The following is a 12149-nucleotide window of genomic DNA, read 5'->3' as shown; positions in this document are numbered from 1 at the left end:
GAATCGGGGTGGGCCTGGCCGGCGCGGCGCCGACGTCCGGGCAGGCGGCCGCATCGGCCGTCGCCTAAACTATAAGTCGACTAATTGGTACTATTCTCGTCCAATAGTATGTAAGCTATGGCTTCTGGTGCATCGTTGGTATAACGCGTACCTGGCAGCCAGGCGTCGACGTAGTGACCGGGGATAAGGCAACCGGGGTTGGGGTTGAGGGTTCATGAGTCTGGCTCGTGAGTCATCTGACCCGGCGCATGACTTGCCCGCCCCCGATCTCCGACATGCCCTGCCGTCGCGGGCGTCCGAGTTGAGCCGGCGTCCGGACTTGAGGGCCCGCATTGATTGGGCGCGCGGCTACATCGATCGGGCCCGCAGCGACTCACTGATCAGAAACGGCGTCTTCAGCACCGCGACTCAGGTGGTGAACTCCGCGTTCGGCTACGCCTTCTGGCTCTTGGCGGCGCACCTGTACAGCCCCTCGACCGTTGGACTGACGGCCGCGGCCACATCGGCCACCAGCATCGTGCTCATGTTGTCCTGCCTCGGGGTCGGCGGGATGCTCATCCAGTCGCTTCCTCGGCAGCCGAAGGAAACCGAGTGGTCGGCCACGTTCTGGGCGGGGGTGGCGACGGTGACGCTGTTCGCCGTGGCCCTGTGTGCGGGCAGCGTCGCGGTGCTCCCGCTGATCTCCCCCGAACTGGCGGCGCTGCGCGGCGTGGGTTTCGCGGCCGTGTTCACCGTCGGCACCGTCGCCCTCACGGTGGGCGTCACGCTCGACTGCGTCTTTCTCGCCGAACGCAAAGCCACCTATGCGTTCCGGCGCAACTTCGCCGTCGGCGCCGTCAAGGTGCTGATGCTCGGGCTCGTGGCACTCGTTTTCGCGCCGGACGCGGTGCGCCTGCTCGGGGCCTGGGGAGCCGGAGCCGTCGTGGGCCTCGGTTTCGGTGCGGCGCTGCTCGCCCGTCGTATCGGCGTTGCGCGACCGCCGGAACTTTCGGTCCTGCTGCGGACCGCTCGGGGGTTTCGCTCGCGCGTCACGCTTCACCAACTGATCGGGCTCGGCGCGGGGCTGTTGACGTATCTGCTTCCGGTGATCGTGACGGTGCGACTCTCCGCGCGCGACAACGCCTACTTCTACACGACATGGATGTTGGCGGCGCTCTTCCTCGTCATCGCACCCGCGTTCTCCAATAACCTGTTCGCCGAGGGAATGCACAGGCCCGAGGAGATCGGGGCGCTGGCTCGCTCGGCATTCAAGACCTTGGGCGCCATCATGGTGCCCGGCTTGGTGGCCATCCTCGTTTTGGGTGGGACGTTGTTGTCCGCCTTCGGTCATTCCTATACCGGCCACTCGGTGGGGCTGTTGAGGCTGGTTGTGCTGGCCTCGATCCCGGACGCGGTGGTGCATGTCTACGTCGGTGTTCTGCGCGCCGAGGCGCGACTCGTCGCCGCGGCCGTGCTGTTGGTCGGCATCGGGATTGGCACCGTGGTGATTTCGTGGTTTCTGCTGCCGTCGATCGGCATCAGCGCGGTGGGGTGGGCATTCCTGGCGATGCAGCTGTGCGGATGCGCATACGTCGTGCTGGATTGGCGCAGACAGAGTTCGCGCGCCCGGGTGCACAGCGGCCAGGAGATCCGGTGAGGCCCCGGCTCGAATTCGTTTCGGCCACCGACGGCGACGACGTGGACGAGAGGACGTTGGTCGGAGCCGCGACATGGCGCCAGGCCCAGGGCTTCCTGACGACGCTCAGTGGCGTCGCTGCCGTCCCCCGTCGGTACGGCCTCAGACTGATCCGTTCTGGCGACGCGGCCGACGTCAAATCAATCGGCGACGGCCGGGCGGCGACATCTGGTGCAGCGGAACCACTTCCGATCCGGTTCACCCCGGAGGAGCCGCGGTCCGCTCGATTTTCCTATGGGTGGGTAGCGCTGATCGTTCTCTGCAGCGCGACCGGGCTCGGCGTCCTCTGGGTGGCCGACCAAGCCAATCGAAACGAAAACACTTCCCTCCCAACGTATGTGATGTTCTGGCTCGGCGTGCTGTTGATCTTCGTTCCCGTCGCAATGCGGGCCCTGGCGCGCGACGTCAATCCGCTGGAGCGGCTGACCCTTATCGTCTTCCTCGGACTTGCTCTGTATTTCGTGAAGGTGTTGGGCTCGCCCTACGACTTCACCTTCGTCGACGAGTACGTCCATGTGCGCAATACCCACGCGATCATCAGCAAGGGTCACCTGTTCACGTGGAACCCGCTCCTGGACACGGCCGCTTACTACCCGGGACTGGCCGCGCTCACCGCCGGAGTGGTGGAACTCACCGGGCTGAGCATGTTCGCCGCGGGCCTGCTGATCATGGGCATTGCCCGTGTCCTGGTGTGCGCATTCTTCTACCTCATCTTCGAGAACGTCACGCGTTCGGGTTGCGGCGCGGCGCTCGCCAGCCTGGTCTACATGGCCAACCCCATGTTCTTGTTCTGGTGCTCGACGTTCACCTACGGGAACCTTGCGGTTCCCCTCGCGGCGTTCGTGGTCTGGTGGGTCGGCCGCACACGCAACCGTGGTGGCTTCGCGCCCATGGTCATCGCGGTGGTGGGCATCATCGCGGTGACCGTCACCCACCACGTCGTCGGGTTCGTCCTGGCGGGGCTGCTCGTGGCCTGGTGGCTCGCCGAGCGTGTCGGCTGCCACGCGACGAAAGCGGCGCGACGCCAGGTCGGAATCCTGGCGATGGTGGCCTGCGGCGTGACGTTCACGTGGTTCTTCGTCGTGGCGCGTCCGGCCGCGGCGTACCTGATCACGGGCAATCTCCTTCCGGCCCTGCAGAGTACGGTCAACGTCATCCGCGGGACCACCGCTCCGCGCAAGCTGTACCACATCATCGCCATGGCCCCACCGGCGTGGGAGCCCCTCGCGGGGTATGCGGCCGTTCTGGTGCTGTTGGGGGTCCTGCCCGTCGCCCTCCTGCGCGCGCGATGGTCTTGCCGCCGGGCCCCCGTGGCCGTTGCCACCATGCTGGCGATAGCCTTCCCGCTCAGCCTGGTGCCGCGTTTCGCCCCGAACGGTGTCGCGGTATCGGGTCGGTCCTCGGAGTACGTTTACACGGGCCTGGGCTGTGTTTTCGGCCTGCTGTTCGCCGCGGCGGCAACGAGATGGTACGAGTGGCGGTTGTCCGAGCGCGGCGGGCGCGGCAGCAAGATCCGAACGGGCCGCCTGGCCAATGCAATTGGAAATGCCTGGCGTGACTCGCTGGTCCCGACCGCTATCGCCGCCGCCCTCGTGACCGTAGTGTTCGTCGGCAACGTGACCGTGGGCACCCGGTTCTTCGAACGGCTCCCGGAGGGGTCGAACCCGCACGGCTATGAGAGGTCGTTGCAGCCGGACGTCATCGCCGCTTCGATATGGGCGCTGCAGCACCTGGGGCCGAACAACATGTTCGGCGCCAACGACATGGACTCGTGGGCGCTCGCCACCTACGGAGATCAAGACCTCGCCGACTCGCGCCTGCTCTGGCCCATCTTCTTTTCCGAATCGATCAACAGCGCGATCGTGCAGAACATCAAAGAGTTGCGGCTGCGATACCTGCTGGTCAATTGGCGCATGACGCTGAGCATTCCGAACCTGGCCGATCATTATGTCCACACCCAGGAGCCGGAGGCCGGCCACCAAAGCCACCCGTTCCCGCCGGCAGCTCTCGAGAAGTTTTCAGCCGACCCTTGCATCAAGCTGATCTACGACGCGGGACCCATCCAGATCTATGACGCCTCCCAGATCGAAAGCGGTGCCTGTTCATGAGCCTCGCCTCGCCCCAAGCCTCCCCGACCGGCATGACCGCACGCGCCCGGCGGCTGTGGTTTTACACGTCGTTCGCCGCCGGCTGTGCCGGCATGAACGCGGCAACCGGCTACGCGGGACCCATCCGCGTCCCGCAAGTCATTCAGCTCGTGCTGGGGCTGCTGATGGTGTTCGTGGTCCCCGGTTTGTCTTTCGTGTGCGCCGCGCTGCCCGACTGGCAGTCATGGGTCGAGCGGCTGCTTGCCAGCCTGGGTATCAGCATCGCCGTGGCGACGTGCGCGGTGGTGCTGCTGGCGGCCATGCCAATGGGCTTCTCGCGGCAGCCATTTGGGCAGTTGCTGGGGGGCATCACGGTCGTGCTGTCCCTTGGCGGGCTGTACCGCTTGAAAGCAGGCGCCATAGTCTGGGAGCCCCGCGCCTGGATCAAGAAGGCGCTCTCACTGGCCGAAGAACGCGTCGCCGCCGGGCAGCGTGACGCGCTGAGGTTGAACAACCGCACAACGACCGCGAGGCCGCAGCCGCCTTCGGAGACCGATGGTCGCCAATCCGTGATGGTCCTCAACTTCTCGTTCGACGGAAAGCGCGCGGACCCGCGCGCTTAACCGTCGTCGTCTCGGGCTTCGCGTCGATCATCCTTCGCCGAGCGCGCGCCCCGCGGTCCGGTGTGCGACCACGGTGTAGAGCGGTACCGGCAAGGTCACCCGATGCCGGGTAGACAGCTGCCGGTGATAGGTCAGGGTCGACGATTCGAACCCCAGCACGCCGAGGAACCGCTTGACCAGCTTGGGGCTCAACGTCCACCACGTTTCGTCGGGGCTTCCCGTCTTGGGATTCGGCTTGAAGCGCATGGCCGGGCGCTGGAACATATCCAGCATCTTGAGCGGGAATACGTCTCTGGGAGAAAGCATATCGGTGACAATGACCGTTTCCCGGGTGAGGCGGCACGCGTTCCAGAGCGCTTGGAACGGGTCGCGAAGGTGCAGGAGGATCGAGCCGAAGGTCGCAACATCCACCGCTCCGATCTCCTCGGGAACCGAATAGGCGGACGTGTATACGACTTTGGCTCGGGAGTTGAATGCTCCGTGCGCCAACCACCAGGCGTTGTTGATCTTCCGCATATGCGCTTTGCGGGCCGAGTCATCGTCTGCCGCATCAGATGTGGCGAATGGAACGATGTCCCAGGACTGCTCCTCGGACAGGTCGACCCCGACGACGTCGGCCCCGCGCCGCTCCATCTCGAAGCAGAGGAACCCGTTTGCGGTCCCCATCTCGAGCACTCGCTTGCCCGTCAGGTCGACCCCGCCGAGATAGCGGTCGACCCCTCGTCTCAAATCCCATTCCCCGTCGAACGTGCCGTGACCCGGGATGTCGATGGTGTGGTAGAAAAAGCACGATTCGGGATCCGTGACGGTTCGCGGTGGCGCGTAGATCGACGCCGTCGGTGTGAGTTTGGTTGCAAGGTTGTCGCTGAGGACGTCCACGGTTTACTTCCTTCCTTGGGGGAAACTGCAAATAGGCATTCGTGTCTGCGGAGCGTATTCATTTGTCGGTCACACTCGCGGCCTCCGCTCGTGTGCTGGCATTCGGCGAACCAGGGGTTCGCGTTTCGAGCACGTCGTGGAAAACCTGCTCCCAGGCACCCACGACCACGTCCGAGGAGTACGCGATCGCCCTCTCGCGAGCTGCTGCTCCCAATCGGGCGCGCAAGGGTGCGTCGGCGACGATGCGCTCGAGCGCATTGCGTAACGCCGGGACGTCACCCGGTGGCACGTTAATCCCGTTGACGCCGTCGTGCACCAGATCGGCCAACCCGCCGACCGCCGACGCGACCACCGGCTTCCCGGCGGCCATCGCCTCCGCGGCGACCAGGCCGAAGGGCTCCGGCCACACCGAAGGCACCACGGCCGCAAGGCAATTGGCCCATCCACGCAGGACCTCGTCACGGGGGAGGACGTCGTCGGAGACGATGACGCCGGGCGGGAACGAGGTTGGGGTGTCGTGTCGGCGGATCCCGGCCAGGACCAAGGGCGGCCTGTTTTGCAGGCCCGACCAGGCCTCCAGCAGGATGTCGATGCCCTTGTGTGGTCCGAGCGCGCCGGCGAACATGAGGTAGTCGCCTTCGGGGGGCACGAAGGCCGGACGCGGTGCCCCTGCGGCCTGGAATGCCTCGTCCGGGACGAATGGCGGGATCACGTCTATCCCTTGGCCGCTACCGGCGACCAGCGGCCTCGAGGCGTCGGCAACGAATCGGCTGTTCGCGACGTAGCGATCGACACGCCCGCGCCACGGCTTCATCACCGCCAGTCCGGTGGTGAGTGCGAAACCCTTTGCCGCGCCGTATTGCTCGCGCGAGCACGAAAGGCACTTCGTGTACCCGGGGCCCGTGCAGACGCTGCCGCGATGAACGTAGCCGACCCGGGGGCAGACGAAGCCATAATCGTGCAGCCACACCACCAGTCCGGTTTTCGCCGACGGCAGCAGAGGCAGCAGCGAGTACAACAGCCACGAGTGCACATGGACGATGTCCGGCTGCCGCTCCTCGATGAGCCGGGGAATCGCGCGGACCAGGCCCGGGTCGGGAAGCGTTGGGTGGAAGGGCTTTTCGGGGTCAACGTAGAGAGAATTGAGAAGGCGCCCCCAGCCGGCCATCCGATGTACGAGTACGTCGCCGTCGTGCTCGGTGCGCGGTCCCTTCGCCCCGGCCAGAGTCAACACCTCGACCTCGTGGCCCCGGCGCGCCAGCTCGCGCGAGAGCAGTTGGACCGCGAGATCACGCCCACCCACCAACGGGGGTGGGTAGCAATCGGTTGCCTCGAAGATCCTCACCTCATGTCTCCTGTCGCCGACCTAGGCAAGCGCCGGTCGCAGTGCCTCACCGACCGCACCGGTCAGATACGCCGCATACGACTTGCTGAAGTGGAACCGCTCGTAGTACACGCGGATGTCGGCGATGACGGGTTCGCATCGATTGGCGCACACCCACGGGACGGTCGGGACGTACAGCGCCCCGGCCGCCGATGCGGCGGCTTGCTCGGCTTCGGGACTTCCCGACGGCATGCCCTCCGATCTCGGCACGCTGCACTCTTGAACCGCACTGGCATGGGCCGCCAGGCAGTGCGCGTCGTCCTTCTCCCACGTCGGGATGGCGCCGAGCATGGCGAACCGGGTTTGAGGTTGCGCCAGTTCGCGGAAGGTCGAGGCCCAGCCCTCCTGCCACTGCGCGGCGGTCGGCTGGCTGCCATCCGCGAGCAGCTGCGTGCCGGCACCTGTCGCGATCACGAGATCCGGATGCAGTTTCCGGATCGCGGCTACCGCACTCCGATGGAATTGATAGCACTCGTCATTCGGCGCCTGGGTCTGATACGACATGAAATGGAGGTTCAGAGCCGGGCAGCTGTTCATGTAGAACGTGCGCAACTTATAGCCGTTCGCCGCGGCCACACCCTCGAGCGCCGCCCCCCACATCCAGGCGCGGGAATCTCCGAAGGTAACCATGAGCTTGGTGCCGTGCTCGGCGCCGGCCGCACATTGACCGAACTCGTGCCCCAACTCCGACTTGGAGAAGTCGACGAAATCGGGAGGAAGCGCGATCTGGTAGCAGTCGAAGCGTCCCGTGGCCTTGGCCAGGTCCAGTTTGGTCAGCGAATCCGCCACAGACTTCGGCAGGACGTTGAGGCTCTGGGCGGCCTGGACGGCTTCGAACACCTGCGCCTGCCCCACGGATGACGGCTGGGGTTTGCGCGTGTTCCAGGTTCGCTCGTGCGAAGCGATCTGATGCTGTGCGACCGCGACCGTCAACAAGGTCAGGGCCACACCGATCGCGAGAGTCAATTGCGTCCGGGACCTCAAGAAGGCGGACTGGCGCACGGGATTCTCGATCACTCGAAAGGTGATCGTCGAAGCCGCGACCGCAACCAATAGCAAACCGGAGTTTTGCCACGCGCTGAGCTGGTGCCCGGCATATCGGGCGGCGATCACGAGAATCGGCCAGTGCCACAAGTAAAGCGAATAGGACCGCGCACCTAACCACTGCATCGGGCGAACCGAGAGGACGCGGCCGACCACCGTCTGCGGGTTGCCGCATCCGGCCGCAATCAGCATCGCGCTCCCGACCACGGGGATGGCCACCGCCCAGCCGGGATAGGGCATCGATGACGTCAGAATCAGTGCGCTGGCTGCGATCCCGGCCAAACCCAACAGAGCGCTCACCTGGTGCACCGATTGAGGCGCTCGTGAAATCGCGGGTCCGAGCACTGCGATCAAGGCTCCCAGAGCGAGTTCCCAGGCGCGGGTCAGCGGAGAGAAATATGCCCAAGTCGCGTTCGACGACGTCTGAACAACCGACCACGCAAGCGAAGCGCCGATGACCACCAGCAGCGAAGTGGTGAGCACGGCGACCACGTTGCGGCGCTTCGACAGGCGAACGACGATGGCTACCAACAGAAAGAGGGTCGGCCAGGCTAGGTAGAACTGCTCCTCGACGCCGAGCGACCACATGTGCTGAAGAGGTGACGGCGGCAGTCGCGACCCGAGGTAGTCGGTCCCTTGCTCGGCGAAGTGGATGTTCGCCGCGAACACGGCCGTCCATTTCGCATCGTTGGCGACTTCGTTGCCGGAGATGAAGCCCAGCAGCTGATAGGCCGCGAAGATCGTGGCGAGCACCGTGAGGGTTGCCGCCGGAAGGATGCGCCGCACTCGCCTGGCGTAGAAGCGCCACAGGGAAATCCGGCCATCGTTGATCTGCTCGTGCAGGAGCAGGCCGGTGATCAGAAATCCGGAGATGACGAAAAAGACGTCCACACCGACGAACCCGCCGGTGAAGGGCTTCCCGTAGCCGTGAAACAAGAGCACGAGTCCGACCGCGATGGCGCGCATGCCCTCGATGTCTGGGCGAAATCGATCGCCTCGCCTGCCCGCCGGCGAAGGAACGGCATCGCGACGGGCGACGGCGGCATCCAGCGATGCGACCGTCGTGTCGCGGTGTGCCGTCGCCCGATGCGTCATCGCGCTCGCGGACGGGACTTCGCGCGGGAGGGGCTTGCCGCCCCATCCTCTAGCCGCGTGATCACGAACGGCATCTGCTCCTCCCAGCGTAAGCAGGGGACCAAAGCGGTCCGTTGGTCACCGCGGCCCGTGAGCCCGACCGGTCGAGCGTATACCGAAGATGCGCTTATACGGGCACAGTACATCCATTTTGTCTCAAATATGGCCGATTCGCAAACCTATAGTTTCTTCGGGACCGGAGCGGGTACTGCGCCCCCCGCGACCGCGGCGACCGGCGAAGCGATAAGCCGGCACCCGACGACTCATCGCCAACGCCTCACGGCAGTTTGGCCGCCCCCGTCACCGCGGGGGGCCGGCTTCGATGCCGTCGGGCGCGCACTCGTCCGCCGGCATCAGGGCGCGCGCCGGCCACAGGGACCACAGCGTCAGGTATGCCAGCCCGAACAGGGCCCCGACCGCCAGCGCCAAACCGGTCGGCTGGACGTAGGCAAGCGGCGAACGCACCCAGTCGAAGGTCGTCGCCGCCACCGCGCCCGGCTGGGTGAGCAAATCCCAAGAATTCCACCGCTGAAACCGCCCGATCACCACGCCGATCGCGCACAAGCCGACCGACACGATTACCGCGATCCACCCGATCACCGGGCCGAACTCGCGCTCGATCCGCCGACACACCAGATGCACCGAGACCACGCCGAGTATGACGCCGGTCCACGCGGCGACCCCGTATTGCATGACGTGCCGCCACAATTCGACATCGTGACGTAGGTGCACGAGGTCGGTCATCAGGTACGGGGCATTGGGCAGGAACGCCAGCCACAGCAGCCCGATTGGCACCAACCAGATCCGGCGGCGCACCACGCCGAAACCGGCCGCACAGAACACCGGAATCCACGCCAACGCCAGGTTCCACACGAAAAAGCGGGTCGGATAGCTCGCGGGGGGGAACGGGTCGGTGACACCCAGGACGAGTGTCAGCCCGGTGGTTGCCACCAGCGACACCACCAGGACCACCCGGCGCGCAGACGTCATGAATGCAGTTTGCCAGCCACGAGCAAGCGGTTCGATAATTGCGCGCCCGCCGCGGGCGTCTCGGTCAGTCCCTCCGCGTGGGGTGACTCCTCAGGGTGGCAGCACCACCGATGAGAACGCTTGGGGCACCGCCGCTTTCGCGATCAAATGGTCGGGCGCAGCGGTGGCCAACCGGAAATCACCACCGTATCGGGAACGTGGAGAACGGTCGGGCGATATCCGGACGCAGCCGCCGCTGTTGGTCGAACAGGCCCGTCTGCATGTCTTTCGTCGTGCCGAAGTCGTAGGCGGACCAGGCCAGGGCGCCCATACAGCGGGGATCGTTGTCGATCATCGCGCGGACCGCGCTGTAGTAGGCGGCGCGCTCCTCGGGTGACGAGGTGTTGGTGATGCCGAATTCGCCGATGATCAGCCTCTTGTTGGCATTGGCCGGGTGACCGTACGCCTGGAGGGAGTCCGTGGCGTTTGGCAGGTAATAGACGTGGAAATCGAGAAAATCGCCCAAGTGGTCGGTGTAGTAGTCCTGTGCCCATCCGCTGCGCGTCGTGACGCTTCGGGAATAGGTGATCGGCAGTCCCGCGGACCGAACGATGCCGCCCAACTCGATCAGCATTTCGGCGACCGGTTCTGGCTGGTTATATGTCCAGCCCACCGGCGCCAGTGGCTGGGACGCCTCATTGACGATGTCGACACCGATGACGTTGGGGTAGCTCTTCAGCAGTTGCGCGAGCTGGCGATAGGTCTCGGTGGATTGCGCCCAGGTGTATCTGCCCCAATGCCCCAGGTCACCGCCGCAGGCGTAAACGAAGAGGCCAAGAGCCTGGGCGTGGTCGAGGAATTGTTGCCACCGGGCCAGGTACTGCGTGAGTGTGATGCTTTCCAACGCCATGACCAGCGTATTGCCGAAGATGCGGACCGCATTCGCGATCGTCGCGATGTCCTCCAATTGCGGCGCGATAAGGCCGTGCCAATCCCAGACACCCCACAGCGACGCCCAGATGTCGTTGCCGTCGGCGGCGGTCGTCTGAGTGAAACTGTTGACGAGGTTGACCCCACGAAACTTGGCGCCCGGCGGGATGCCGGGATCGCTCAGGCTCTGGGCGTTGAGGATGGCCGCGGCCCCAACGGATCCCGACAGCGCACCGACGGCCGCGAAGCCACTCGCCCCGTGCAGAAATGCCCTGCGCGAAACCTTGCGCGTCATCGACGGGTCGCTAGCAGCCGACGGCCGGTCATCGGTCGTCGCCTAGGTGAGTGCCGGTTGGAGTGCCTCGCCGAGCGCGCCGGTGAGGTAGACCGTATAGCTGTTGGTGAAGTGGAACCGGTCTTGGTAGACGCGGGTGTCGGCGATGACGGGTTCGCATCGGTCGGCGCATACCCAGGGCAGGGTGGGGATGTAGAGCGCTTGGGCGGTGGTGGCGGCGGCTTGCTCGGCGCCGAGGTTTCCGGATGGGATTCCCTCGGCGACGGGGACGCTGCATTTTTGGACTGCCATGACGTGGCCGGCCAGGCAGTGGGCGTCGTCTGTTTCCCAGTCGGGGATGTCGCCGAGCATCACCAGCCGGGTTCCGGGTTGGGTCAGCTGCTTCAGGGTGGTCTCCCAGCCTTTTTGCCATTGGGCGGGGGTTGGCTGGCTGTGGTCGGCGAGCATATGGGTGCTGAAGCTGGTCACCAGCACGAGGTCTGGATGCAGGTTTCGGATCGCGGCGATCGCGGCCGGACGGAATTGGTCGCAATCGACGTCCGGCGTGCCTTTCTCGTACGAAAAATAGTGGAGATCGGGAGGCGAACAGGCGGCCATCAGGAAGGTTCGCAGCTGGTAGCCGTTCTTCGCGGCGATGCCTTCGAGCGCCGCGCCCCACATCCGGGCGCGGGAATCTCCGAATATCACCATGCGTTTGGTGCCGTGCTCGTCGCCGGCCGCGCACTCTCCGAACTCTGTCCTCTTCGGGTCGACGACGTTGGCGGGAACATCGACGACCTGGTGGCAGTCGAAGTGCCCTTTGGTCATCGGCCAGTCCTCGTTGGTCAGGAAACCCACCGATTTGGGCAGGGCGTCGGTGGTTTGGGCCGCGTGGACGGCTTCCAGCACCTGCGCGCTGGTGGCGGCCGTCCGGGCCGGGTTCGTCGAGGCGCCCTGTGGGCCCGCCGGCGCGTTCGAGGTCGAGCACGCACTCACCACGACGGCGGCGGCCGCGACCAACCGTGCGGCTCGGTGTCCGTGCCGCTGTTGAATCCCGAAAGTTGTCATAGGTTGCGACCCAGTTCGTAGCTCCGCGGCTGACCGCCCGCTTGTCTCCATGAAGCATGATACTTGAAGTTGGGCGTAGCGC

The 12149-nt window shown here is 65.5% G+C and carries 9 protein-coding genes; 3 read left to right on the top strand and 6 right to left on the bottom strand.

Annotated features, from left to right (window positions below; genetic code table 11):
• Window positions 1-319 precede the first annotated feature (319 nt).
• The 3 genes from AC5Y4S_RS12890 to AC5Y4S_RS12880 are packed head-to-tail and all read left to right on the top strand — an operon-like array spanning window position 320 to window position 4385.
• Window positions 320-1636 carry a lipopolysaccharide biosynthesis protein gene (locus AC5Y4S_RS12890; RefSeq protein WP_500033123.1) on the top strand — a complete coding sequence of 439 codons (1317 nt, stop codon included), beginning with the start codon at window positions 320-322 and terminating at the stop codon, window positions 1634-1636.
• Entirely contained in the window at window positions 1633-3783 is a 2151-nt protein-coding gene (locus tag AC5Y4S_RS12885; protein WP_500033122.1) for a glycosyltransferase family protein, read from the top strand. The genes AC5Y4S_RS12890 and AC5Y4S_RS12885 overlap by 4 nt, the downstream gene beginning before the upstream one ends.
• The gene (locus tag AC5Y4S_RS12880) at window positions 3780-4385 is read left to right on the top strand and encodes a DUF8471 domain-containing protein (protein WP_500033121.1); all 606 of its coding nucleotides are present in this window, start codon (window positions 3780-3782) and stop codon (window positions 4383-4385) included. Before AC5Y4S_RS12885 ends, AC5Y4S_RS12880 begins: the two co-directional genes overlap by 4 nt.
• A 27-nt stretch (window positions 4386-4412) precedes the next feature.
• Here AC5Y4S_RS12880 and AC5Y4S_RS12875 read toward each other — a convergent pair whose 3' ends face one another.
• From AC5Y4S_RS12875 to AC5Y4S_RS12850, 6 genes are all read right to left on the bottom strand, one after another.
• A complete protein-coding gene (locus AC5Y4S_RS12875; RefSeq protein ID WP_500033120.1) occupies window positions 4413-5264 on the bottom strand; it encodes a class I SAM-dependent methyltransferase in 852 nt (283 codons plus the stop codon).
• 58 nt (window positions 5265-5322) lie between these two features.
• Window positions 5323-6609: a glycosyltransferase family 4 protein gene (locus AC5Y4S_RS12870; protein WP_500033119.1), complete on the bottom strand. Its 1287-nt coding sequence runs from the start codon at window positions 6607-6609 to the stop codon at window positions 5323-5325.
• 21 nt (window positions 6610-6630) lie between these two features.
• Complete coding sequence (locus tag AC5Y4S_RS12865) at window positions 6631-8658, bottom strand: acyltransferase family protein (RefSeq protein ID WP_500033118.1); 2028 nt, start codon at window positions 8656-8658, stop codon at window positions 6631-6633.
• Window positions 8659-9126: 468 nt separating this feature from the next.
• Entirely contained in the window at window positions 9127-9816 is a 690-nt protein-coding gene (locus AC5Y4S_RS12860; protein WP_500033117.1) for a DUF1361 domain-containing protein, read from the bottom strand.
• Window positions 9817-9994: 178 nt separating this feature from the next.
• Window positions 9995-11020: a glycoside hydrolase family 5 protein gene (locus AC5Y4S_RS12855; protein WP_500033116.1), complete on the bottom strand. Its 1026-nt coding sequence runs from the start codon at window positions 11018-11020 to the stop codon at window positions 9995-9997.
• Between the two features lie 42 nt (window positions 11021-11062).
• Window positions 11063-12067 carry an SGNH hydrolase domain-containing protein gene (locus AC5Y4S_RS12850; RefSeq protein WP_500033115.1) on the bottom strand — a complete coding sequence of 335 codons (1005 nt, stop codon included), beginning with the start codon at window positions 12065-12067 and terminating at the stop codon, window positions 11063-11065.
• Between the last annotated feature and the right edge of the window lie 82 nt (window positions 12068-12149).

Source organism: Mycobacterium sp. NGS64, assembly GCF_059812245.1.
The sequence above is the reverse complement of the archived record's forward strand: the minus strand, read 5'-3'. Positions and strand labels throughout refer to the sequence as shown.

What these genes read in the sequence shown, in the direction of transcription:
- AC5Y4S_RS12880 (WP_500033121.1), top strand. Translation starts at nt 3,780, where the DNA reads ATGAGCCTCGCCTCGCCCCAAGCCTCCCCGACCGGCATGACCGCACGC.
- AC5Y4S_RS12865 (WP_500033118.1), bottom strand. Translation starts at nt 8,658, where the DNA reads ATGCGCGCCATCGCGGTCGGACTCGTGCTCTTGTTTCACGGCTACGGG.
- AC5Y4S_RS12860 (WP_500033117.1), bottom strand. Translation starts at nt 9,816, where the DNA reads ATGACGTCTGCGCGCCGGGTGGTCCTGGTGGTGTCGCTGGTGGCAACC.
- AC5Y4S_RS12855 (WP_500033116.1), bottom strand. Translation starts at nt 11,020, where the DNA reads ATGACGCGCAAGGTTTCGCGCAGGGCATTTCTGCACGGGGCGAGTGGC.
- AC5Y4S_RS12850 (WP_500033115.1), bottom strand. Translation starts at nt 12,067, where the DNA reads ATGACAACTTTCGGGATTCAACAGCGGCACGGACACCGAGCCGCACGG.